Consider the following 24,908-nt stretch of genomic DNA (forward strand, 5'->3'; position numbering starts at 1 on the left):
CGACGAGCCCCATGGATGGCTCGTAGCGTGCCGAACACAGGCCCTTGGTCGCCGGCGCCGAACACCAATATCGAACAAACGCATCACCGACCCCACGAACCAAACCCACACAAACAAAAACCGGGGCACAAGGCCCCGGTTTCTGGTCACACCACAACCGTATCAGACACGCTCGAATACGGTGGTGATGCCCTGCCCCAAACCAATACACATGGTCGAGACACCAACGTTACCGCCATTCTGCTTCATCACGTTCAGCAGCGTGCCGGAGATGCGGGCGCCGGAGCAACCGAAGGGGTGACCCAGGGCGATCGCGCCGCCGTGCAGGTTGACCTTGGCTTCCATCTGGTCCAGCAGTTTGAGGTCCTTGAGCACAGGCAGGGCCTGGGCAGCAAAGGCTTCGTTCAGCTCGACAAAATCGACGTTATCCATGGTCATGCCGGCGCGCTTGAGCGCCTTGTGGGTAGCCGGAACCGGACCGTAGCCCATGATCGCCGGATCAACACCAGCAACAGCCATTGAACGGATAACCGCCATCGGCTCAAGACCCAGGGCCTTGGCACGCTCGGCAGACATCACGATCATGCACGAAGCACCGTCAGTGATCTGCGAAGAAGAACCGGCTGTCACGGTACCACCCTTGGGATTGAATGCCGGCTTGAGGGCCGCCAGGCTTTCCAGGGTTGTCTCGGGACGGATGGTCTCGTCTTCAGTGAACACTCGCAGGAAACCGTCAGCATCGTGGCCGTGCATCGGGATGATTTCATCCTTGAAGCCACCGTTGAGGGTTGCCTTGTGCGCCAACTGGTGCGAACGCAGGGCAAATTCGTCCTGTCTTTCGCGGCTGATGCCGTGCATCTTGCCCAGCATTTCTGCGGTAAGACCCATCATGCCGGACGCCTTGGCAGCGTACAGGGACAGGCTCGGGTTCGGATCAACACCGTGCATCATGCTCAGGTGGCCCATGTGCTCAACACCACCAACCACAAACACATCACCGTTACCGGTCTGGATTGCCTGGGCAGCAGTGTGCAGCGCGCTCATGGATGAACCACACAGACGGCTCACGGTTTGCGCTGAGCTGGTGTGGGGGATCGGCGTCAGCAGGGAGATCATACGGGCAACGTTCCAGCCCTGTTCCAGGGTCTGGTTTACGCAGCCCCAGATTACGTCTTCCACTTCTGCGGGATCAATTTTCGGGTTGCGTGCCAACAGACCGGTGATCAGGTCGGCAGACAGGTTCTCGGCACGAACGTTACGGTACATGCCACCCTTGGAACGGCCCATCGGGGTGCGGCCGAAGTCGACAATAACGACGTCTCTCGGATTCAGGCTCATAAATTCACTCTCGCTCTGTGCGTTCCGCGGTTAACCGAAGAATTTTTTGCCGTTCTTGGCCATTTCACGCAACTTTTCAGTCGGTGCATACATGGCGCCAAACTCGGCATATTTATCCGCCATGGCCACAAATTCGGCCACACCCAGGGTGTCGATGTAACGCAGCGCACCACCGCGGAAGGGCGGGAAGCCGATGCCGTAGATCAGACCCATATCAGCGTCTGCAGCACTTTCAACGATGCCATCTTCCAGGCAACGAACAGTTTCCAGACACAGCGGAACCATCATGATTTCAACGATTTCTTCGTCGGTGAACTCACGCTGCTCCAGCACGACCGGCTTGAGCAGTTCGTAGGCCTCTGGATCAACGGTCTTCTTCGGCTTACCCTTCTTGTCCATTTCGTAGGCGTAGAAGCCCTTGCCGGTCTTCTGACCCAGACGATTGGCTTCATACATGACGTCAACGGCAGTCTTGGTCTTGTCGGCCATACGATCCGGATAACCTTCGGCCATCACATCACGACCGTGGTGACCAGTGTCCATGCCGACCACGTCCATCAGATAAGCAGGACCCATTGGCCAGCCGAACTTTTCCATCAGCTTGTCGACACGCTGGAAGTCAGCACCCATGCCGATCAGGCGGGCAAAACCACCGAAATACGGGAATAGGATACGGTTGACCAGGAAGCCGGGGCAGTCGTTGACGACAACCGGGGTCTTGCCCATCTTCTTCGCGTAGGCAACGGTCGTAGCAACCGCCTTCTCACTGGACTTCTCACCGCGGATAACTTCGACCAGCGGCATCATGTGTACCGGGTTGAAGAAGTGCATACCGCAGAAGTTTTCCGGACGCTTGAGCGCCTGGGCCAGGTAGCTGATGGAGATGGTCGAGGTGTTGGAAGCGATGATCGCGTCCTCACGCACGTGACCTTCCACCTCAGCCAGCACAGCGTGCTTGACCTTGGGGTTTTCCACAACAGCTTCAACCACGATATCGACATTGCCGAAATCGCCGTAGGACATGGTCGGGCGGATTGCATTCAGCGCCTTGGCCATCTGATCAGGCTTCAAGCGGCCCTTGGCAACGCGGCTACCCAGCAGCTTGGACGCTTCGTCCAGACCCAGCTGAATGCCTTCCTCGCGGATATCCTTCATCAGGATAGGCGTGCCCTTGACGGCAGACTGGTACGCGATACCGCCACCCATGATGCCTGCACCCAGTACCGCAGCCAGTTTGACGTCAGCAGCTTGCTTGTCGTACTGCTTGGCCTTGGCTTTCAGCGCCTGATCGTTCAGGAACAGTCCAACCAGCGCCTGAGCGACAGATGTCTTGGCCAGCTTGGCAAAACCAGCGGCTTCGATTTCCAGAGCCTTTTCGCGGCCATGGGCAGCGGCTTTCTGGATAGTCTTGATTGCTTCAACCGGCGCCGGGTAGTTTGGACCCGCCTGACCAGCCACGAAACCTTTAGCAGTTTCGAACGCCATCATCTGCTCAATAGTGTTGAGCTTGATCTTTTCCAACTTGGGCTGACGCTTGGCCATGAAGTCCAGCTCACCACTGATGGCGCGCTTGACCAGGTCCAGAGCAGCTGCCTTCAGCTTGTCATCAGCAACCACCGCATCGACAGCACCCATTTTCAGGGCCTTGTCGGCACGGTTTTCGGTACCGCCACAGATCCACTCGATGGCGTTATCCACACCGATCAGGCGCGGAGTACGCACGGTGCCACCGAAGCCCGGGTAGATACCCAGTTTGACTTCAGGCAGGCCGACCTTGGCGCTGGCAGCCATGACACGGTAGTCACAGGCCAGGCACATTTCGAAACCACCGCCCAGCGCCATGCCGTTAATGGCAGCAACAGTGGGGACCTTGAGGTCTTCGACCGCATTGAAGATCTTGTTGGCATCGAGGTTGCCGGCAACCAGGTCTGCTTCAGGCAGCTGGAAAGTGTCGACGAACTCATTGATGTCGGCGCCAACAATGAACACGTCCTTGCCACTGGTGACGATGACGCCCTTGACGCTGTTATCGGACTGGATGGCCTCAACGGCAGCTTGCAGCTCCGCCAGGGTCGCACGATTGAACTTGTTGACAGACTCGCCCTGCAAATCGAACTTGAGCTCGACGATGCCGTCTTCAAGGGCTTGAACCGTGATGGCTTTACCTTCGTAAATCATCAACTGATCTCCACGCTGTGTAAGCACTTGAGAAAAAGCAAATCCGATGCTGACCGCAGCGCTGGCTGGGGCAAGTCATCGGAGGATGCCATGATAGTTCCCGGGGGCGTATGCTCGAAGTGTATCTCGAACAATTCATACGCTCGTTTGATTCGGGTGCGCACACCTTCGTGCAAATCCGGACTGTTGTCAATCTAAAGCAGTGATGGAGGCCTCTGGCAGGGCCTGTAGAAACGACTAATAAACTATTTTTTATATAGCAAAATCAGATTATTACAAGTCTTACCCAGAACCAGTCGAGACAAGTACCGGCCGTCAGCTGGCTTGCGATTCACGCAATGGAGCCAGCGCCCGATCCAACTCGTCTAGCGTATCGATGGATTCCGGCTCGATCCAGAATATCAATACCGAGAAGGACTGGCGATCGATGCGCTGCACAGCCTTCGGCAATGCATCAAGTACCGACGCCGCCTTAGCGTTATCCGCAGTACCCAGCAACCAGCGCCAGCCCTGCCCATCCCGTTCGCAGCTGAATTCCTGGTTGATCGGGCAGCGCTCCAGTGACTGTCTATAGCCCACGCAGTGCTCAAGCAACGCACCAGGCTCGCCTTCGGGCTGGCGCTCCACGCGATAGCCGGCCTTGCGCGCTGCCTCCCTCAACTGCTGAATATGCAACATACGCCCGCGTGGCAGCAACTTGAGCAGGTTGGCCACCAGTATCGCAGCCACTATTCCAACTATTGCCCAGGTCACCGGCACATACCAGGCGCCAGGGCCTTTGTCGCACAGTCGTCCAGATGGCCGCTGCGGTACTGGACTGCACGACAAAGACTGTTACTATCGGGCTGAAAAACAGGAGAAACCTGCATGCTCTATTCCCACGTATTGGTCGCCGTCGACCTGATTGATGAATGCCGCTCGGTAGCTGACCATGCCATGGCATTGGCCAAGACACTGGACGCCAAGTTGACGCTTCTGCACGTAGTCGAGCCCCTGGCCATGGCCTACGGCGGGGATGTCCCAATGGACCTGTCCATGTTGCAACAGCAACAATTCGACCAGGCCAAGGAGCGGATGCAGGCTTTTGCCGGCGACTATGGGCTTCCGGAAGAACGTTTGCAAATCGCCTTCGGCCACCCTCGCCACGAAATCCATCGGGTATCCACCGAACAGGACTGCGACCTTATAGTAGTCGGCAGCCACGGCCGCCATGGTCTGGCACTGTTACTGGGCTCAACCGCCAACGATGTACTACACGGCGCACCCTGTGACGTGATTGCCGTGCGGCTAGGTAAAAAGGAAAAGAAGTAACCCAAGCAGCAAGTCGCACACAGATCGAACCGCTTGTATACCGTCATTCCCGCGAACGCGGGAATCCATGCTGACCTTGACGTGAAGCTTGTGGCCAGAACTTGCCACTAACCCCCCGCCATATCCTCCAACTCCGCCCAACGCTCCATCGCCTTTTCCAGTTCGGCCTGTTTCGCCTCCATCTTGGCCAGCACTTCTGTGGTTTTCTCGACTGACTGTTGATAAAAGCTCGACTCGCTAACCTGAGCCTGCAGAGCTTTTAGCTCGGTTTCGAGTTTTTCCATTTGTGCTGGCAGCGCATCCAGTTCGCGTTGCAGCTTGTAGCTCAACTTGACCTTGGGCTGAGCCGGCGCCGGGGCGCTGGCTGGGGCTGTGGGAGCAGGCTCGGCTTCAGCGGGTGCTGGGGCTTCATGGATATCGGGTGCCATGGCGCGGGAGTCCCATTCTGCCAATGATTCGATCTTGCCGCCCTGGCGCAGCCAGTCAGCGTAACCGCCAACATATTCGCGCACCTTGCCGTGGCCTTCGAAGACCAGCGAACTGGTCACTACGTTGTCCAGGAATGCCCGGTCGTGGCTGACCAGCAGAACAGTGCCGTCGAATCCAGAGAGCACCTCTTCCAGCAGCTCCAGGGTTTCCACGTCCAGGTCGTTGGTTGGCTCGTCGAGTACCAGCATGTTGGCGGGCTTGCTGAACAGGCGGGCCAGCAGCAGACGCGCCCTTTCACCACCAGAAAGTGCCTTGACCGGTGTACGTGCACGTTCGGGCGAGAACAGGAAGTCGCCAAGGTAACTGATCACGTGGCGACGCTCGCCGTTGATCTCGATAAAATCGCGACCCTCGGAGATGTTGTCGATTACCGTCTGCTCCAGATTCAACTGGGCGCGCAACTGATCGAAGTAGGCGACCTCCAGCTTGGTGCCGTGCTTGACAGTACCGCTGGTGGGTTCCAGCTGACCGAGCAGCAGCTTGAGCAGCGTACTCTTGCCTGAGCCGTTGTTGCCGATCAGACCGATCCGGTCGCCACGAATGACATTCAGGTTCAGATTACGCACCAGCGGCACGTGACCCGGCCAGGCAAAGCTGACGTTATCCAGCTCGATCACGCGCTTGCCGGAGGAATCCGCGGTTTCCAGCTGGAAGCTGGCCTTGCCCTGACGCTCCAGACGCTGAGCGCGCTCGTTGCGCATTTCCTTCAACGCACGGACGCGGCCTTCGTTACGGGTGCGTCGGGCCTTGATGCCCTGGCGAATCCAGACTTCTTCCTGGGCCAGCCGCTTGTCAAACAGCGCGTTGGCCGTGGCCTCGGCAGCAAGTTGCTGCTCCTTGTGCTCAAGGAAGCTGACGTAGTTGCCCTGCCAGTCGATCAACTGACCGCGGTCCAGCTCCATGATGCGAGTGGCCAGGGCCTGGAGAAACTGACGGTCGTGGGTAATAAACAGAACAGCACCGCGAAAATCGAGCAGTACCTGTTCTAGCCAGGCAATGGTGTGGATATCCAGGTGGTTGGTAGGTTCATCCAGCAACAGCACATCGGGCTCGGCGACCAGCGCCTGGGCCAGCAACACACGCCGGCGCCAGCCACCCGACAGCTCAGACATTTTCTTGTCGGCGGGCAGACCCAGCCTGGTCAAAGTGGTCTCGACCAACTGGTCCAGTCGCCAGCCGTCCTTCGCTTCCAGACGCTCCTGCACCTTTTCCAACTTCTGCAGCTCGGCGTCGCCCATGTGCCCGGTAATCAGGTGATGGTATTCGGCGAGCAGATCGCCTACACCAGCCAGACCGGCGGCGACCACGTCATAAACAATGCTGTCATCGGCCTTGGGAAGTTCCTGGGGCAACTGGCCGATCTTGAGACCCGGTGCATACCAGATTTCGCCTTCATCGGCCGGCTGTTCGCCGTTCAGCAGCTTGAACAGGCTCGACTTGCCGGCTCCGTTGCGTCCGATCAGACACACGCGCTCCCCGCGTTCAAGCTGGAAGCCTACCTTCGACAGCAGCGGATTGAGCCCGTAGGCCAGAGAAACATCGGTAAACGAAAGCAGCGCCATATAACACCTTTTGATTAATTCAGGCCGCATTCTACCTGCTGCGCTCGGGCGCTGCATGCCATAGTTGAACACTTTGTTGGCGCCCCCTATGACGCCGCATCACAAACCGCTAAGCTTGAGATTCGTTGCGCGAACGTCAGTCGACCGCACACCTGGAATCGTCCATTACTCGCCCTACCCCGTTCGGGACCCATAATGCAGCTCTATTTTCCCATGTCAGTGAAAACCCTAACCGCCCTTGTGCTTGCAGCTCTGTTGGGCGCCAGCCTGCCTTTGCAGGCCGACATTCAGCAGCAGCGCCAAGCCTACGATCAGGCCATGTCGGCGCTCAAGGCCGGCCAGCAGCAACGCTATGCCAGCCTGCTGCCGGGCTTGCGGGACTATCCCCTCTATCCGTATCTGCTGCTGGAATCGCTGCAAATGCGGGTCAAGACAGCATCACACAGGGAAATAGAGGACTTTCTGGTCGCCCACGGCGACCTGCCCTTTGCCCAACGCCTGAAGAATGACTGGCTACGCCGCCTGGCACGCGAGGGTGAATGGAGCCTCCTGCGCAAGAATTATGACACCGCCAGCCAGGCGGCCGAGTTTGACTGCCCGCTGGCCCTGCAGAGTTGGCGCGAAGGCAATCAGAGCGCAGCCATGGGACGCGCTGCAGAGCTCTGGACTGTCGGACGCTCGCAACCCAATGCATGTGATCCGCTCTTCGACCGCTGGCGCGAGGCCGGTGGTTTGACTGAAGACGTCGCCTGGGCCCGCATTCGTGAAGCCCTGCTCTATCGCCAGGATGCCCTGGCACGCTACCTGGTGCGTTATATGCCGGGTCAGGCCGCCCTGGCAGAACTCTTTGTGAATACCGCTACCGGCCCTGAAAAACTTGCGCAGAGCGAGCGCTATCGACCAGGGGCAGGACAGCCTGCCGACAAACTGGCTGACATTGCTACGGTCTCGCTGCGCCGCTTGAGTCGTGAAGACCCCGCACAAGCGCTGGCACTCTGGCCCTACTACCGCGACCTGCCCTACAAGCAGGAAGACCGGCTGGCGATCACCCGAGACATCGGTGTGCGCATGGCCAAAAGACACGCCCCCGAGGCGCTGGCCTTCATGGCTGCCAATGATCCGCAGATGCTTGATGATCAGATTACCGAGTGGCGTATTCGTCTGGCCCTGCGCACCGGTCAATGGCAGATCGCTCAACAGTTGACCAGCAACCTGCCCGCCAGCCTTGGTGAGCAGAGCCGCTGGCGTTACTGGCGGCTGCGCAGCGCCCAGTTGGCCCGCCCGGAGGTTGGCGAACTGCGTCACGATTACCAGGAGCTCGCTAACGAAAGGGACTTCTATGGTTTTCTGGCCGCCGAGCGCAGTAACCAGCCCTACGCATTGCGTCACCAGACTGCCAAGGTAGAGCCCGCTGTTTTCGCTCGGGTGAGCAAGACCGCAGGCATCCGCCGCGCCAGGGAATTCTACGCCCGTGGGCAGGTGGTCGATGCCCGGCGAGAGTGGTACCACGTGGGCAAGATATTCAGCCGTGAAGAACTCATCGCCCAGGCCATGATGGCCCGGGAAATGGAATGGTACTTTCCGGCCATACGCGGCATCAGTCTGGCGCAATACTGGGACGACCTGGATATCCGCTTCCCGATGGCCTACCAGGAGCCGATTCGCGCCCAGGCAGCCGCACGCCAGCTCAATTCGACCTGGGTCTATGCGATCACGCGCCAAGAGAGTGCCTTTATGGCCGATGCTCGCTCCCATGCCGGCGCCACGGGACTGATGCAGCTCATGCCCGCCACCGCGCGTGAGACCGCCAGACGCTACAAGATCAACCTCAACCACCAGAACGATCTGCTGGTGCCGGAGCGCAATATTGCCCTGGGTACCGCCTATCTATCACAGCTCAATAGCATGTTCCGGGGCAATCGAGTCCTCGCTTCTGCAGCGTACAACGCCGGCCCCGGCCGCGTGCGCCAGTGGACCCGTGAGATGCCGACCATCCCGGCGGACATATGGATCGAGACCATCCCCTTCGACGAGACCCGCACCTATGTGCAAAGCGTACTCAGCTACGCGGTCATCTACGGCGAGAAGATGGGTATTCGCCAGCCGGTGATGGAACAGCACGAGCGCTATCTGGAAGCCTACCGGCCCTAGAAACGCAAACGCCCCGTACAGACGGGGCGTTTATCTAACAGACGCGAACACTTCTGCGCTCAGGCCTCCAACAGTCTCAGCCGCTCGCGAACCGCTTCAACCAGCAGGTCTGGCTGAAACTTCGACAAAAAGCCATCGCAGCCTACCTTCTCCACCATTGCCTTGTTGAAATTACCCGACAGAGAGGTATGCAGCACGACGTACAGGTCGCGCAGGCGCGGATCCTTGCGGATTTCCGAGGTCAGGCGGTATCCGTCCATCTCGGGCATCTCGGCATCAGTAATGACCATCAACAATCGCTTGGGCACATCGGCGTCCGTATCGGCCCACGCCTGCAACCGTCTGAGCGCCCGCAGTCCATCGGTTTCCACATGCAGCGTCAAATCCAACTGCGACAGGGTGTCCTTGAGCTGGGCGATACCGGTGGGGGAATCGTCGACCAGCAACACCTCGCGACCGCGGGCCTTGTTCAGTAACGCATCATCCAGCAAACCATCAGTGACCTTGGCATTGAACGGCACTATTTCGGCCAGCACTTTCTCCACATCGATAATTTCGACCAGGCGGTTGTCGTCCAGCCGGGTAATGGCCGTCAGATAATGGGAACGACCAGCGCCACGGGGCGGCGGCAGTACCGCATCCCAGTTCAGGTTCATGATGCGATCAACACTGCCGACCAGAAAGGCCTGCACGGAACGATTGTATTCGGTGACGATGATGGTGCTCTCAGGGGTGACCGGCTGGGGGCGCATGCCGATGGCACCGGAAAGATCGATGACCGGTATGGTCTGACCGCGCAGGTGGATCACGCCGACAACGTGGGGCGCGCGCTGTGGCATCTGCGTCAGACGGGGCAGCTGCAATACTTCGCGGATCTTGAATACGTTGAGGGCAAAGAGTTGCTGTCCAGCGAGCCTGAACAGCAATATTTCCAGGCGGTTTTCGCCTACCAGCCGGGTGCGCTGATCTACGGTATCCAGAACTCCGGCCATGACGGACCTCACTGATGGGGTGGCTGAACTATATGCTAAGCAGTATATCCCTTATCGGCCGTCATTGCGGTTTCTGTACCCGGCTTTGTGTAGCTTGTACGAAGCCTAGTAAAAGGCGTTTTCCTTGACCGTGTGATCAGTGACGTCACGCACCGCCGTGATCTCGGGAATACGCGCGATCATGGTTTTCTCGATGCCTTCCTTGAGGGTCACATCGACCATGCCGCAACCCTGACAACCACCGCCAAACTGCAGCACTGCCACGCCGTCTTCTACCACATCAATCAGTTTGACCTCGCCACCGTGGCTGGCCAGGCCGGGATTGATCTCGGTCTGCAACAGGTAGTTGATACGCTCATTCAGCGGGCTATCGTCATTGACCATTGGCACCTTGGCGTTAGGCGCCTTGATGGTCAACTGGCCGCCCATGCGGTCAGTAGCAAAATCCACCACCGCGTCCTCAAGGAACGGCTCGCTGACCGAATCAATCCACACGTCAAAGGAGTCGAGCTTGATCGTTCGATCCTCGGGCTTCTCCTCGCCGGGCTTGCAATAAGCGATACAGGTCTCTGCGTAGGGCGTGCCCGGCTGCGTGATGAAAACCCGGATGCCAATGCCGGGGGTGTCCTGCTTGGACAGCAAGTCGGCCAGATACCCTTCGGCTGCCTCGGTAAGGTTGATGCCTGCCATGTAATGCCTCGTGTTCAATGACTGAATGCGGCCATTGTACGGGATCACGGCGCGCGGATAAAGACATACCTTTTTGGTAGGGTATTAGCGACTCAGCCGCCCAGGGCCGAAATAAGAGCCTTGTTGAACGCCGGCAGGTCATCGGGGTTGCGGCTGCTGATCAGCGAACCATCAACCACCACTTCCTCATCGACCCACTGCGCACCGGCATTACGCAGATCGTCTTCCAGGGAGGCCCAGCTGGTCATGCGCTTGCCCTTGACCAGGTCGGCAGAGGCCAGAATCCAGCCACCATGGCAGATCACTGCAATGGGCTTGTTGGCCTTTGCGGCGTCACGCAGAAAGGTGCGGGCCATCTCGTTCAGGCGAATATTATCGCCATTGACCACCCCACCCGGCAAAAGCACTGCGTCGTACTCATCACTGCGTGCGCTATCAAAGGTCTTATCTACCTTGAAGGCGTCCGCAGGATCCATATGGTTCCAGCCGCGCACCTCGCCGGACTCATCGGCCACAATGTCTGTAGCCGCTCCCGCCTGCTCAAGCGCTTCCTTCGGGCTGGTCAGCTCTACCTGTTCGAAACCATCAGTTACCAGAATGGCGACGCGCTTGCCTTTAAGGGAATTGGCCATATGTATACTCCTAGCAAATCAGAATGTACTGCTTGTGACCGGCGACAGAGCGAAAGTTCCTGTCGTGACTGGGCACAATTTGCGATACACCTGTTTACCACCTGCGCCGCGCTTATCTGTTAAACTTGCCGGCTTTGCGTACATCTTCGGAGTCACCATGTCTGAGCGTTCTGCCCGCCTCCAAGCCCTTCACTCGGCCCTTCGCCAGCGGATTCTTATCCTCGATGGCGGCATGGGCACGATGATCCAGAGCTACAAATTCGAGGAGACGGATTTTCGCGGCGAGCGCTTTGCCGACTGGCCTTCGGATCTTAAAGGCAATAACGACCTGCTGGTACTGAGCCAGCCCGACGCCATTGCCGCGATGGAGAAGGCCTATCTGGATGCTGGCGCCGACATCATCGAAACCAACACCTTCAACTCCACGCGTATTTCCCAGGCCGACTACGGCATGCAGGATCTGGCCTACGAGCTGAACGTCGAGGGTGCCCGCCTGGCCCGCCGCGTCTGTGACGCCAAGACCGCCGAAACACCGGATCGCCCGCGCTTTGTGGCCGGGGTACTGGGGCCGACCAGCCGCACCTGCTCGATCTCTCCCGATGTGAACAACCCTGGCTACAGGAACGTCACCTTCGATGAGCTGGTAGCAGACTACATCCAGTCGACCAAGGGCCTGATCGAGGGCGGCGTCGACCTGATCCTGATCGAAACCATTTTCGATACGCTCAATGCCAAGGCTGCGATTTTTGCAGTGCAGGAGGTCTTTGATCAGTTGGGCTTTGAAGTGCCTATCATGATCTCCGGCACCATCACCGATGCCTCTGGCCGCACCCTCTCGGGTCAAACCACCGAAGCCTTCTGGAACTCCATTGCCCACGCCAATCCGATCTCGGTTGGCTTGAACTGCGCACTGGGCGCCAAGGACCTGCGGCCCTATCTGGAAGAGCTCTCGAACAAGGCCGACACGCATATATCGGCCCACCCCAACGCGGGTCTGCCCAACGAATTTGGCGAATACGACGAAACACCCGAGCAGACCGCCGCGGTGATTGAAGAATTTGCCCAGGCCGGCTTCCTGAACATCGTTGGCGGCTGCTGCGGCACCACGCCCGAGCACATTCAGGCAATCGCCAACGCGGTAGCCAGCTACCCGCCCCGCGCCATACCGGATATTCCCAAGGCCTGCCGTCTGGCGGGTCTGGAGCCGTTCACCATTGATCGCAGCTCCCTGTTCGTCAACGTTGGCGAGCGTACCAACATTACCGGCTCTGCCCGCTTCGCGCGGCTGATCCGTGAGGACAACTACACCGAAGCACTGGAAGTAGCACTGCAGCAAGTCGAGGCCGGCGCGCAGATCATCGACATCAACATGGACGAGGGGATGCTCGACTCGAAGGCGGCCATGGTCACCTTCCTCAACCTGATTGCCGGCGAACCGGACATCTCCCGTGTGCCGATCATGATCGACTCCTCCAAGTGGGAAGTCATCGAAGCGGGCCTCAAGTGCATTCAGGGTAAAGGCATCGTCAACTCCATCTCCATGAAGGAAGGCGTTGAACAGTTCAAGCAACAGGCGCGTCTGTGCAAGCGTTATGGCGCAGCCGTCATCGTCATGGCCTTCGACGAGCAGGGCCAGGCAGACACCGCCGCGCGCAAGCGCGAGATCTGCAAGCGCTCCTACGACATTCTCGTGAATGAGGTCGGCTTTCGGCCCCAGGACATCATCTTCGATCCGAACATCTTCGCCATCGCCACCGGCATTGAAGAACACAACAACTACGCCGTGGACTTTATCGAGGCCTGCGCCTACATCCGCGACGAGCTGCCCTATGCCCTGACCTCCGGCGGCGTATCCAACGTGTCGTTCTCGTTCCGTGGCAACAACCCTGTGCGCGAGGCGATCCACTCGGTGTTCCTGCTCCATGCGATCCGCAACGGCCTGAGCATGGGCATCGTCAACGCTGGTCAGCTGGAGATCTACGACGAAATCCCCAAAAAGCTTCGGGACATCGTCGAAGACGTGGTGCTTAACCGCAATCCAGAGGGTACCGACGCCCTGCTTGCAATCGCCGACGAGTACAAGGGCGACGGCAGTGTCAAGGAAGCCGAGACCGAAGAGTGGCGTAGCCTGGACGTGAACAAGCGCCTGGAGCACTCCCTGGTCAAGGGTATTACCGCGTTCATCGTGGAGGACACAGAAGAAGCCCGCCAACAGTGCGCACGCCCCATCGAAGTGATCGAAGGCCCACTGATGGCCGGCATGAACATCGTTGGCGACCTCTTCGGCGCCGGCAAGATGTTCCTGCCCCAGGTGGTCAAATCCGCCCGCGTAATGAAGCAGGCAGTTGCTCACCTGATTCCCTTTATTGAAGCGGAAAAAGGCGACAAGCCCGAAGCCAAGGGCAAGATCCTCATGGCCACGGTCAAGGGCGACGTACACGACATCGGCAAGAACATCGTCGGCGTGGTACTCGGCTGTAATGGCTACGACATCGTCGACATGGGCGTCATGGTCCCGGCAGAAAAGATCCTCAAGACCGCCATCGCCGAGAAGTGCGACATCATTGGCCTATCCGGCCTGATCACGCCCTCGCTGGACGAAATGGTCCATGTGGCCAAGGAGATGCAGCGCCAGGGCTTTCACCTGCCGCTGATGATCGGCGGCGCTACTACCTCCAAGGCGCACACCGCGGTCAAGATCGAACCGCATTACAAGAACGATGCAGTCATCTATGTGACCGATGCTTCCCGCGCCGTCGGCGTAGCCACCAGCCTGCTCTCCAAGGAGATCAAGCCCGACTATATCGCCAAGATCCGCGCCGACTACGAAGTCGTGCGCGAGCGCACCGCCAACCGCCGCGCCCGCACCGAATACCTGAGCTATGAACAGGCCCGCGCGAACAAATTCCAGCTGGACTGGGACAACTACGAACCCCCTGCCCCGTCCTTCACCGGTATTCGCACCCTGGAAGACATTGATCTGGCCGAGATCGCCGAGTTTATCGACTGGACGCCCTTCTTTATCTCCTGGGATCTGGCCGGCAAGTATCCGCGCATCCTTGAAGACGAAGTGGTGGGTGAAGCCGCGCGCTCCCTGTTTGCCGACGCCCAGGAAATGCTCAAGCGCATGATCGACGAGAAGCAGATCAAGGCCAAGGCCGTGCTCGGTTTCTGGCCCGCCAACCAGGTCAACGACGACGATATCGAACTGCAGGATGCAGACGGCCAGCCCCTGGCCATGCTGCACCACCTGCGTCAGCAGAACGTAACCCCGGACAAGAAACCAAGCATGAGTCTGTCCGACTTTATCGCGCCCAAGGAGTCGGGTAAGCAGGACTACATAGGCGGCTTCATCACCACCGCTGGTATCGGCGCCGAAGAACTGTCCAAGCAATACGAGGACAAGGACGACGACTACAACGCGATCATGGTCAAGGCCCTGGCTGACCGCCTGGCCGAAGCCTGCGCCGAGTGGCTGCACCGCAAGGTCCGTACCGAGATGTGGGGCTACATCGAGCAGGAAGACCTGGATAACGACGCCTTGATCCGCGAGAAATATCAGGGCATCCGCCCTGCCCCCGGCTATCCCGCCTGCCCGGATCACACCGAAAAGAGCACGTTGTTCAGCCTGCTAGATCCGCAAAGCAACTGCGGCGTGACCCTGACCGAAAGCTACGCGATGTTCCCCACCGCAGCTGTGAGCGGTTGGTACTTCTCGCATCCACAGTCCAAATACTTCGCCGTGGGCAAGATCACCAAGGATCAGGTCGAGTCCTATAGCGAACGCAAGGATGCAGAGTTGAGCGTCACCGAGCGCTGGCTCTCGCCGAACCTGTCCTACGACAACTGATCGGCTGATGTCGATCCTGCCAGGGCGCGACAAGCTCAGAACCATCACCTTTCTGGGCTTGCCGATCATGGGCGGCATGCTCAGCCAGAGTCTGATGAATCTGGTTGACGCTGCCATGGTAGGCACCCTGGGCAGCGCCGCGCTGGCCGGAGTGGGTCTTGGCAGTTACGTCAACTTCATGGCCGTCGCTCTGGTCATGGGTCTAGGCGCTGGCGTACAGGCGATGGTCGCGCGCCGCCGGGGTGAAGGCAGCACAGATCAATTGGCTGCACCACTTAACGAAGGTCTGCTGATTGCCCTGGCGCTGGCCATTCCGCTGACGCTGATCGGTTGGTTTCAAGCAGACAATATTCTCGCCTTTCTGACCGACGACACCGCCGTACAGGAAACCGGCACGGGCTATTTCCAATGGCGCGCCCTGGCGATCGTCGCGGTTGGCGCCAACTTTGCGTTTCGCGGCTACTGGAACGGCATCCGCCAGACCGGCATGTACCTGCAGATCCTGATCATCATGCATGTGCTTAACGTGCTGATCAGCTATGGTCTGATATTCGGCCGTTTCGGCCTGCCCGAAATGGGTGCCGAAGGCTCTGGTCTGGGTACCTGCATTGCCTTGTTCATCGGCACCGGCATGTATGTGGTAATGACCCTGCGCAATGGCCGCAAGCATGGCTTTCTGGCTGCCCGTCCGCGCAGCCGCGAGATCCGCGCCATGCTGCGCCTGTCTGTGCCCAACTCCCTGCAGCAGTTCTTCTTTGCCACCGGTATCACCACCCTGTTCTGGATCGTTGCGCAGATCGGCACCTCGGAGCTGGCCATCGCCCACGTACTGGTCAACCTCTCACTGTTTCTCATATTGCCGGGCGTTGGCATGGGCATGGCAGCCACCACCCTGGTATCCCACAGTCTGGGCGACCGCAAACCCGAGGAAGCCTATCGCTGGGGCTGGGATGTGGTCCGCGTAGCAGTGTGCGTGCTCTTTGTCATGGGCGTGCCCTTCTGGCTGGCGCCGCATCTGGTGCTCGGGCTGTTCACCCAGGATCCCGAACTACTCGCTCTTGGTGAATGGCCCCTGCGCGTCACGGGCATCGGCATGGCGCTGGATGCCACGGCGCTGGTGCTGACCCAGGCATTGCTGGGCGCCGGAGCCAGCCGCACGGTCATGGCGGTGAATCTGGGCAGCCAGTGGCTGATGTTCCTGCCGCTGGCCTATCTGGCCGGACCGGTACTGGGTGGCGGACTGCTGACCATCTGGATACTGCAGAGCTGCTACCGCGCCTCGACCTCGGTGATCTTTGCGCTGGTCTGGCGTCGCCGCCGCTGGGCAGACATTCGCATCTGAGGCCCGATGTGCGATCATCCGACAAAACACGGGCCGGAGACACCATGAGTACAGGTGAGCAACAGGATCAGAAAAAAGAAGAAGCCGGAATGACATTCGGCCAGATGTTCATGAGTGTGCTGGCTGCCGCCCTGGGTGTGCAGAGCAGCAAGGCGCGTCAGCGGGACTTCACCAAGGGCAAGCCCAGCCATTTCATAATACTCGGGATCGGCTTTACGCTGGCGTTCGTACTGATCATCGTGGGTGTGGTGAAGCTGGTATTGCATCTGGCCGGAATCTAGCATTGCATGCTAGCAAGGCCACTTCGCCCGGGGCCGGGCGAAGTCGGAATTCTCTTAGTGCTGGCTAACCCAGAAAACGGCAGTCGCGACCGCGATCAGAATCAGTGCTACTGCAGCAAAAGCATCCAGGTAACTGTCGGCGTTATTTCCTGAATCCTGCATTTCGTGCTCGTTCATGGCCATGTCCTTTCTTGTTTTTGTAAACAACTTTGGGTCTTTACACCCGATACGTTAAGCTGCACACGACGTAACTGTCAAACATGCGGAGTGCCAGAGCACATAAAGGCTGCGCAGAGGCATCGGACCCTGCTTATTTGATCTAAACATATACATAAACATTCCTTTTGTGCATATCGAAAATTTGCTATCTTCCCGCCTCGAGTTTCGGCCGATCGGGTAGAGCAGTGTTTCTTACGCGCTCCCCAACCTAACTACCGACAGGTTGTCAGAATGTATATCTACGACGAGTATGACCAACGGATTGTCGAGGAACGTGTAGCCCAGTTCCGCGACCAGACCCGCCGCTATCTGGCCGGCGAGTTGACCGACCCCGAATTCCTGCCGCTGCGCCTGCAGAACGGCCTTTACGTACAGCGTTACGCACCCATGCTGCGTATCGCCATACCCTATGGCCTGATCTCTTCCACGCAGATGCGCAAGCTGGGCCTGATTGCCCGCGAATATGACAAGGGCTACGCCCACTTCAGTACCCGCCAGAACGTCCAGTTCAACTGGCCGGCCCTGGAAGATGTGCCGGATATTCTCGCGCACCTGGCCGAAGTACAGATGCACGCCATCCAGACCAGCGGCAATTGCATCCGCAACACCACCACCGACCAGTTTGCCGGTGTGGCTGCGGACGAGCTGGTTGATCCGCGCCCCTGGTGCGAGATCATCCGTCAGTGGTCGACCTTTCACCCCGAGTTCGCCTATCTGCCGCGCAAGTTCAAGATCGCCGTCAACGGCGCCACTGAAGACCGCGCAGCCATTGGCGTACACGATATCGGTCTGAACGTGGTCAGGAACGAAGCCGGCGAGATTGGCTTCCGTGTACTGGTCGGTGGCGGCCTGGGCCGCACGCCCATGGTCGGTAGCGAAATCAACGCCTTCCTGCCCTGGCAGCACCTGCTCAGCTATCTGGACGCCATTCTGCGTGTATACAACCGCTATGGCCGTCGCGATAACAAGTACAAGGCGCGCATCAAGATTCTGGTCAAGGCACTCACACCGGCGGTATTTGCCGAACGTGTAGAAGCCGAATGGCAACACACCAAGGATGGCCCGACCACCCTGACCGAAGCAGAACTCGGCCGCGTAGCAGGCCACTTCAGCGCCCCAGCCTATGAAACCCTGCGCGGTGATGACGATGCCTATCTGGCACAGCGTCAAGCCGACAAGGGCTTTAACAACTGGGCGCTGCGCAACGTGCACGCCCACAAGGTGCCCGGCTACGCAGCCGTGACCCTGTCACTCAAGCCGACCGCCGTTGCCCCCGGTGACGCCACCGATAAACAGATGGATGCCGCCGCCGACCTGGCTGACCGATTCAGCTTTGGTGAGCTACGTGTGACCCACCAGCAGAACCTGGTACTGGCCGATGTTCGCCAGGCCGACCTGCATGCACTCTGGCAGGCAGCCAAGGAGCAAGGCTTCGCCACCCCCAACATCGGCCTGCTGACCGACGTGATCTGCTGCCCCGGTGGCGACTTCTGCTCCCTGGCCAACGCCAAGTCCATCCCGATTGCCGAAGCCATCCAGCGCACCTTTGATGATCTGGATTACCTGCACGACATCGGCGAGCTGGACCTGAACATCTCCGGCTGCATGAACGCCTGTGGTCACCACCACGTGGGCCACATCGGTATTCTGGGTGTGGACAAGAAAGGCGCCGAGTTCTATCAGGTCTCCCTGGGTGGCAACAGCGGCCGCAACGCCGCCATTGGCAAGATCCTCGGGCCCTCCTTCGCCGCAGAAGAAATGCCCGGCGTAGTCCAGAAGGTCGTGGACGTCTACGTCGCCAACCGCACACCCGAAGAGCACTTTATCGACACCTACCAGCGTATCGGCATGGACCCCTTCAAGGAGCGTGTATATGCAGCAGCTAATTAAGGGCGACGCACTAGTCAAGGAAACCTGGCACCTGCTGCCAGCCGACACCACGCTTGAAGGCCTGTCCAACAGCGACGACCTGATCGTGCCGCTGGAACTGTGGCTGGAACACGCCCACGCCCTGAAAGCCCGCGATGGCGGCCTGGGTGTATGGCTGAACAGCGATGAAGAAGTGGAAGCCATCGCCGATGACCTGGAGCACTTTCAGGTCGTTGCCCTGAACTTCCCGGTATTCAGCGACGGCCGCAGCTACTCCAACGCCCGTCTGCTGCGTGACCGCTACGGATACAAAGGCGAAGTGCGCGCCATTGGCGACGTACTGCGCGATCAATTGTTCCTGATGAAACGCTGCGGCTTTGATGCCTATGTGATTCGTGAAGACCGTAATGCTGAAGAAGCCCTGCAGAGTCTGAAAGACTTCTCAGAGGTCTATCAGGCGGCTACTGATCAGCCACAGCCGTTGTTTCGTCGGCGGGGTTGATACCCCTCCGAGCTAAAGCCGGGGCGTTCTGCTCCGGTTGGTTTGATCCTTCTCTTCTAAATAGAACGTGATAGCTGCGTGCATGGCTGTGGGCGGTTGTTGGCTGTGGGCGGAGATTTTGTCGTTGCGCCCGGCTATTAAACCGTAGCACTATGCCAGTAACTGCTGACGCGCAGTCCCCTCTTTGGTGGCATGGATGCCCTGTTGTCTATTTTTGGCATTTATTCCCCCGCATGGCGACTCATTGTGTGGCATTGACTGGTGGTCGATTCGGCCATAGTGGTCTTAAGCCGCGTTCGGCTTAATCTCCGGTCGACATGGAGGAAAAGGTGCATAACAGACTGATCTTTTTGGAAAATCCCGCAAAACGGTGCGGAATGTTATGCCGCGTATTAACGACGCGTTCGGTCTAATCACTGCTAGGGCACCAAGATGGTTATGAGTAATAATCAAAGAATTTTATGCTGGCTTGGAATCTTTCCAGTACCAGCGGCTTTGGTTATCTTAGGTGCACAGAGTGCCTATTGGTTTGGTTCAATTACCGGTGCATGGCCGCCCGCTATATTTCTTTTGGTTGTTGGCATTGTACTGGGCGCATTTAGCCTTAGCCGTATTCAGTTTTCCGGCTCTACTATCAAGCGTATCTCTGTGGCTTTATACATTCCTGTGCTAGCAATATTGCTCTGGGTCATGGCATTTTTAACGGCCTGCTCACACGGGGATTGCATATGAGCGTCAAAGCCCTGACAGGCGACAGCACGGTGACCGTGAAATCTGCTCACTGAGACGGACCAAGGCCCGCCCCTTAACCAAACTTTAGACATCGCTAGAGCATATGCGCCGCCAACTCACACCCGATGAACTTGACTTGCTCTACAGCAGTGTAGGCCGCTGCATCTGGCACATCCAGTATCTGGAAGACGTGCTACACACACTCCTCACAATGAAGGTCGAGATTCGTGAGCCAGGTCGGGTCACGGCGGTAGAAGCATCTGAACTCCTAGCCAAGCATCGGCGGGCGAGTCTCGGAACAGCTTTGGGGACAGCCGAGAAGCACGGTGCGTTGCAACCAGAACTGCTTGCTGATTTGCGTCTTTTGAAAGATGAGCGAGATTGGCTTGTTCATCGCTCGATGCATCAAGATGGCGATTCGCTCTACACCGACGAAGGAAGAAGTGGAGTCTTATCTAGGCTCGAAGCTCTGATGCAAAAGACCCTTCACCTCAAGGGCAAAATCCTGGCGGAAACAGAAGTATTCTGTGCTGGGCATGGAATTTCATCGGAGCAGGCAGAACAACTTGCCCAGGAGCAAATTGCGCGACTCAAAAGCGATATCTAACCATTTCATCGAGCGGATGCCCAACCGGCTGCGCCGGTCGATCACCGCTCATGTCAAACGTTGGGCGATGAATATATCGATGATAGTAATTAAGAATAATACCCGCAGAGATTAAGGGAGTTACTCCATGCGACATGTTCCGACCTCTCTCTATATCGACACCGAGTTCTTCAAAAGACAAGGGCTCCGCTTTGACACAAAGGTATTCACCGCCTTAATCAGTACATTTACTAAAGGTGGCCTTCGCCTGCTCGTACCGAAAATTATGGAGCGCGAGCTGCTCCGCCATTTCTCAAGGGAAGCTGAAAAGGCCGCTAAGGCAGTCACCAGCGCCCATAAGGCATACCCTGTCAATAACTTGTGCCTTGTTGAACTCTCTTCCGAAGAGGAGCTGAAAAAGCAATGTATTGAAGAGATGAACCGGCAATGGTCTTCCTTCAAGGAACATTTCGTCGTTGAGAACCTGCCGATTGCTGGCAATCTTGAGGATGTTATTGACTGGTATTTTGACATCCACCCACCCTTCTCAGAAAAGAAGCCGAAGGAATTTCCTGACGCGTTTATTTTAAGCGCACTAGATCAGCATCATAAGCAATACCACGCAAATATTGCCGTCGTTGGTTTTGATGGTGACTTTCGACAAGCCTGCGAGAGCCGACGCTATATTTTGTATTTCCCTGATCTGGACAAGTACATCGAGGCATTCCAGCCGGAATTGTCAGGGGAGGAAAGGCTGCCCGGTGACGTTGATTTTACGAAACCCATCACCACGGAGGATCTGACTGAACTAAAGGCCATACTCGCTCGCGGGAACAAGGTGACACCAATTGAAATTGACCGGGTCATGCAGTTATTGGAAAGTCGAGGGTCGAATTACGATTATTTTTTCCAGCATGCTGGCGATGCTGTTTGGTTAGATCCTCTTTCGGAAAGAGGGTATTTTCTCACCCCCCCCAACGCAGAGCAGACCACCGAAGGGCATTACATCGTTCCATGGTGGCCTCCCCTTGAATATCTGATACGCATCTTTGACGCTGCGCCTGCTGAGGTAATGGAGATAACGTCAGCACTTCCGAATACAGATAATTTTCGGGTTTTGGAAGGTATCTTGAAAATCGTGTTAGAAGCCGATTCGGCTAATGCGCTTTTAAGGTTTTCTCGATTTATTACAGCTTATATTGAAAACTACCGATGGGGTCACGAGCACATCATCAGTTTGCTGAAAAAGCCGTTTATTTTTGATGCGCATCTTTCCGAAGTTACCCCCGCCTTATTGCTTAAGATTGTTGAGTTTCGCAGAGATCCTCGTGAGCAGGAAAAGCGGTTGCGACGCAAAGATAACCCGGAAGCTTGGAACACTTCGCTGGAACCGGTTCCGCGTTTCGATCAATGGGAATATCAGCAAATTCTTGAACAAGGTGTCCGCCCCTTGGCCGAGCGTGAGTCTTATCAGGTTGCCCGCGTCCTGATTGATGCGGTGGCAAGCATGATTCGGCTGGGTATGCACCCCGAAGATTCCGAGAAAGGCAGCGACCAGGACTATTCGGAAATCTGGTGCCGGAGGCTGGATAAGCCAGATCGCGACTATCAAGATACGAAGGAAACGCTGGTGCAGACTCTGACCTACGCCTGTGAGCAGGTTTATGAAAAAGCCCCGGAATCCGTTGACGCTATGGATCAGGCATTGCGAAATAATCGCTGGAAGGTGTTCAAGCGACTGCGGCAGCACCTTTACGCGTCGCACCCCAATGCCCAGACCCTCCCATGGATACGCGAGCAGGTTCTTGGTCACGATGACTATCCCAATTGGGAGCACCACTACGAATTCCAATTGATGATACGCAGGGCCACCGAACACTTCGGCCCCCGCCTACTCAATGAGGAGGAACGAAGAGGGATTTTCGATGCCATTCTCAGCGGGCCTTCGAAGGAGCATTTCCGTGAATGGATGGGTGAACGTTACAGTGAGGAGGCTTTCCAACAGCGTCAGCGGTACTTTCATCGTATGCAGCTACGTCCATTCGCCGCACTGCTGAGCGGGGATATTCGACGGCATTTCGATGAGCTGGAAGGTGAAGCCCAGGCTAAAGCTGTTGCCGATGACAGCTATTCACCTTATGGACGAGTAACTGGCGGCACGGTCAGCTATCAGAGCCCGAAGACCGCCGAGGATCTTGAGCGCCTCACGGATGAAGATCTTTTGACCTATTTGAACGATTGGAACGAGGAGCATCGGGACAAGGACGACTGGCTGGTTGAAATCAATATCTCCGCGCTGGCTGGCGTCTTTCAATCTCTGTTCAAAGAGAAGATCGTGCCACATGGCGGGAGGCTAAATTTCTGGCTCGCGAACCGTGACCGGATTGCTCGGCCGGTCTATGTCGCCGCCATGCTCAAGGCCATGCTCGAACTCGTCAAGGAGAAGAACTTCGACAAACTGGACCGGTGGCTTGAGTTCTGTGCATGGGTCCTGACACATCCGGACACGGCGCGAGAGGAAGGAGAACCCGAGCCGCGAGACGAATCACGCGACCATCCCGACTGGGGCAGCTCGCGCCGGGCCGTGGTTGATTTTATTGACACCTGTGTGCACAAGGATACGGATGCGCCAATCACCGCAAGGGATGGACTTGCCGCTCTGCTTCGAAAGGCGTGCGGTCAGTCCGACTGGCGGCTCGACTACGACCGCCCGGTATTGCTTAACCGCGACGATCCTATTACCGAGGCCATCAACCATACCCGCAGCCGGGCACTCGAGTCCCTTATCAATTTCGGTTTCTGGATTCGCCGTCAGTTGCCGGAAGACCGGTTGCCGGAAGTGACCGGCATCCTCACGGAACGCATAGCCGATAGTGCTGAAATCCCGCTAACCCGGCCTGAGCAGGGGTTGCTGGGGATGCACTTCGGGGACCTTTGTACGCTTAATCGGGATTGGGCCGCCCAGCAACGCGAAATCTTTTTCCCGCAGGCAAATGAACCTGTTTGGCGGGATGCTTTCGGCAGCTATATCCGCTTTAACCGTCCGGTAAAACTGACGTTTGAAATTCTGAAGGGTGAGTTTGAATACGCAATAGAGAACCTAAATATCCTGACGAAAGAAAAAGGCGACGGTAAGGAGCTTATTGACAGACTGGGTCAGCACCTTTTCACATATTACCTTTGGGAGGTCTACCCCCTGAGGGGTGACGAAAGCCTGCTTGAGCGTTTCTATGACAAGACCAAAGACGACCGGAAACGCTGGGGGCAACTTTTCGATCACGTTGGTCGGTCATTGAAAAATAGCGGCAGGCAACTGGATAAAATGCTGACCGACCGCATTATTGCTTTTTTCGATTGGCGCTTTGAAACTGCTGAACCGCTGGAACTTCAGGAATTTACCTTTTGGTTGAAAGCCGAATGCCTCGGCTCTGACTGGCGTTTGCAATCGTACTCGAAGATTCTCGATCTTGGCCGGGAAAAAGATGTTGGACTTTTCCTAGAGGTGAGAGCTTTGAATAACTTGCTCCCGAATAACCTGGCATTGGTTGTCGAATGTTTCTCCAAAATAACGGATGCCATGGACCAAGGTACGCAGATGTATATCTCAGCCGATGACGCCAAGCCTATTTTAAAGGCTGGCCTGACTGCTGAAGACCTTCAGGTCCGTGAGAATGCTGAACGTGCCCGGGAAAATCTATTGCGGCTCGGCCGCTTTGATTATCTGGACGTCGAATGAAGGTTTGCCCAACAGCAGAATTGGGGTCAGATACCCTCTTGAAATTCAAGCGCTGACATAGCAATTTTTGCATCAAATGGCTGGCCTGACTTCACTACACCGTAGATCAGGTGTACCAGTTTGCGCATGCTAGCACTGACAATAATCAATGGGGTCAGAGTTGTTGATCGCGTTTGGGTAATTGGGGTCAGGGTAATTGGGGTCAGATTAAAATTTACCGAAAATCTTTATCTAAAATCTTGATCTGCCCCCAATTTCTCTAGCGGCGCTCTGATCAGGCATAATTCACTGCCTGTTACCTTTGAGGATGCCTCCATGCCCGTCGCCATGGCTCGCCATATTCTGGTAAAAACCGAAGCCGAAGCCGCCGCACTCAAGCAGCGTATTGCCGCAGGCGAAGCCTTTGATGTGCTGGCAAAGAAGCACTCCACCTGCCCATCAAAGAAAC

At 57.2% G+C, this 24,908-nt stretch carries 18 protein-coding genes and 1 pseudogene; 11 read left to right on the top strand and 8 right to left on the bottom strand.

The genetic code is table 11. From position 1 onward, the window contains the following. Window positions 1-162 precede the first annotated feature (162 nt). The 3 genes from fadA to AAC076_RS15700 form a co-directional block, all read right to left on the bottom strand. The gene (gene fadA / locus AAC076_RS15690) at window positions 163-1,338 is read right to left on the bottom strand and encodes an acetyl-CoA C-acyltransferase FadA (RefSeq protein WP_339847488.1); all 1,176 of its coding nucleotides are present in this window, start codon (window positions 1,336-1,338) and stop codon (window positions 163-165) included. Between the two features lie 30 nt (window positions 1,339-1,368). After that, window positions 1,369-3,516, bottom strand: coding sequence for a fatty acid oxidation complex subunit alpha FadB (gene fadB / locus AAC076_RS15695; RefSeq protein ID WP_339847491.1), 2,148 nt, complete (start codon window positions 3,514-3,516; stop codon window positions 1,369-1,371). A gap of 315 nt (window positions 3,517-3,831) precedes the next feature. Then, window positions 3,832-4,269, bottom strand: a complete 438-nt coding sequence (locus AAC076_RS15700) for a hypothetical protein (RefSeq protein WP_339847494.1) — start codon at window positions 4,267-4,269, stop codon at window positions 3,832-3,834. Between the two features lie 114 nt (window positions 4,270-4,383). Between AAC076_RS15700 and AAC076_RS15705 the strand changes: the two genes are divergently transcribed. Beyond that, window positions 4,384-4,827: a universal stress protein gene (locus AAC076_RS15705; protein WP_339847496.1), complete on the top strand. Its 444-nt coding sequence runs from the start codon at window positions 4,384-4,386 to the stop codon at window positions 4,825-4,827. A gap of 107 nt (window positions 4,828-4,934) precedes the next feature. Here the strand turns inward: AAC076_RS15705 and AAC076_RS15710 are convergent, their stop codons facing one another. After that, on the bottom strand, window positions 4,935-6,878 hold the full coding sequence (locus AAC076_RS15710; RefSeq protein ID WP_339847498.1) for an ATP-binding cassette domain-containing protein: 1,944 nt from the start codon (window positions 6,876-6,878) through the stop codon (window positions 4,935-4,937). A gap of 195 nt (window positions 6,879-7,073) precedes the next feature. Here AAC076_RS15710 and AAC076_RS15715 point away from each other — a divergent pair, with 195 nt between their 5' ends. Next, complete coding sequence (locus AAC076_RS15715) at window positions 7,074-9,029, top strand: transglycosylase SLT domain-containing protein (protein WP_339847500.1); 1,956 nt, start codon at window positions 7,074-7,076, stop codon at window positions 9,027-9,029. Between the two features lie 59 nt (window positions 9,030-9,088). Here the strand turns inward: AAC076_RS15715 and AAC076_RS15720 are convergent, their stop codons facing one another. The 3 genes from AAC076_RS15720 to AAC076_RS15730 all read right to left on the bottom strand — a co-directional run bounded on the left by AAC076_RS15720 (window position 9,089) and on the right by AAC076_RS15730 (window position 11,343). After that, on the bottom strand, window positions 9,089-10,021 hold the full coding sequence (locus AAC076_RS15720) for a chemotaxis protein (RefSeq protein ID WP_339847502.1): 933 nt from the start codon (window positions 10,019-10,021) through the stop codon (window positions 9,089-9,091). A 105-nt stretch (window positions 10,022-10,126) separates the two neighbouring features. Beyond that, window positions 10,127-10,711, bottom strand: a complete 585-nt coding sequence (nfuA, locus tag AAC076_RS15725) for a Fe-S biogenesis protein NfuA (RefSeq protein WP_339847504.1) — start codon at window positions 10,709-10,711, stop codon at window positions 10,127-10,129. A 92-nt stretch (window positions 10,712-10,803) separates the two neighbouring features. After that, on the bottom strand, window positions 10,804-11,343 hold the full coding sequence (locus tag AAC076_RS15730; RefSeq protein ID WP_339847506.1) for a type 1 glutamine amidotransferase domain-containing protein: 540 nt from the start codon (window positions 11,341-11,343) through the stop codon (window positions 10,804-10,806). Between the two features lie 157 nt (window positions 11,344-11,500). On the opposite strand from AAC076_RS15730, the gene metH reads away from it, so the two are divergent. The 3 genes from metH to AAC076_RS15745 are packed head-to-tail and all read left to right on the top strand — an operon-like array spanning window position 11,501 to window position 16,816. Continuing rightward, window positions 11,501-15,193: a methionine synthase gene (gene metH, locus AAC076_RS15735; RefSeq protein WP_339847509.1), complete on the top strand. Its 3,693-nt coding sequence runs from the start codon at window positions 11,501-11,503 to the stop codon at window positions 15,191-15,193. A gap of 7 nt (window positions 15,194-15,200) precedes the next feature. Next, the gene (locus tag AAC076_RS15740) at window positions 15,201-16,535 is read left to right on the top strand and encodes an MATE family efflux transporter (RefSeq protein WP_339847510.1); all 1,335 of its coding nucleotides are present in this window, start codon (window positions 15,201-15,203) and stop codon (window positions 16,533-16,535) included. Window positions 16,536-16,579: 44 nt separating this feature from the next. Next, complete coding sequence (locus tag AAC076_RS15745) at window positions 16,580-16,816, top strand: DUF2970 domain-containing protein (protein WP_339847512.1); 237 nt, start codon at window positions 16,580-16,582, stop codon at window positions 16,814-16,816. A gap of 54 nt (window positions 16,817-16,870) precedes the next feature. On the opposite strand, the gene AAC076_RS15750 is transcribed toward AAC076_RS15745, so the two are convergent. Next, a complete protein-coding gene (locus AAC076_RS15750; RefSeq protein ID WP_335608044.1) occupies window positions 16,871-16,993 on the bottom strand; it encodes a hypothetical protein in 123 nt (40 codons plus the stop codon). A 273-nt stretch (window positions 16,994-17,266) separates the two neighbouring features. Here AAC076_RS15750 and AAC076_RS15755 point away from each other — a divergent pair, with 273 nt between their 5' ends. From AAC076_RS15755 to AAC076_RS15780, 6 genes and pseudogenes are all read left to right on the top strand, one after another. Then, window positions 17,267-18,925, top strand: coding sequence for a nitrite/sulfite reductase (locus AAC076_RS15755; protein WP_339847515.1), 1,659 nt, complete (start codon window positions 17,267-17,269; stop codon window positions 18,923-18,925). Beyond that, window positions 18,909-19,406, top strand: a complete 498-nt coding sequence (locus AAC076_RS15760; RefSeq protein ID WP_339847516.1) for a DUF934 domain-containing protein — start codon at window positions 18,909-18,911, stop codon at window positions 19,404-19,406. Before AAC076_RS15755 ends, AAC076_RS15760 begins: the two co-directional genes overlap by 17 nt. A 438-nt stretch (window positions 19,407-19,844) precedes the next feature. Continuing rightward, on the top strand, window positions 19,845-20,138 hold the full coding sequence (locus AAC076_RS15765) for a hypothetical protein (RefSeq protein WP_339847517.1): 294 nt from the start codon (window positions 19,845-19,847) through the stop codon (window positions 20,136-20,138). Window positions 20,139-20,241: 103 nt separating this feature from the next. Next, complete coding sequence (locus AAC076_RS15770; RefSeq protein WP_339847518.1) at window positions 20,242-20,745, top strand: hypothetical protein; 504 nt, start codon at window positions 20,242-20,244, stop codon at window positions 20,743-20,745. A gap of 127 nt (window positions 20,746-20,872) precedes the next feature. Then, the gene (locus AAC076_RS15775) at window positions 20,873-24,460 is read left to right on the top strand and encodes a PIN domain-containing protein (protein ID WP_339847520.1); all 3,588 of its coding nucleotides are present in this window, start codon (window positions 20,873-20,875) and stop codon (window positions 24,458-24,460) included. Between the two features lie 315 nt (window positions 24,461-24,775). Next, window positions 24,776-24,908: pseudogene (locus AAC076_RS15780) on the top strand (peptidylprolyl isomerase); the annotation flags it as partial.

This window comes from uncultured Halopseudomonas sp. (genome assembly GCF_963977355.1).
Taxonomy (GTDB): domain Bacteria; phylum Pseudomonadota; class Gammaproteobacteria; order Pseudomonadales; family Pseudomonadaceae; genus Halopseudomonas.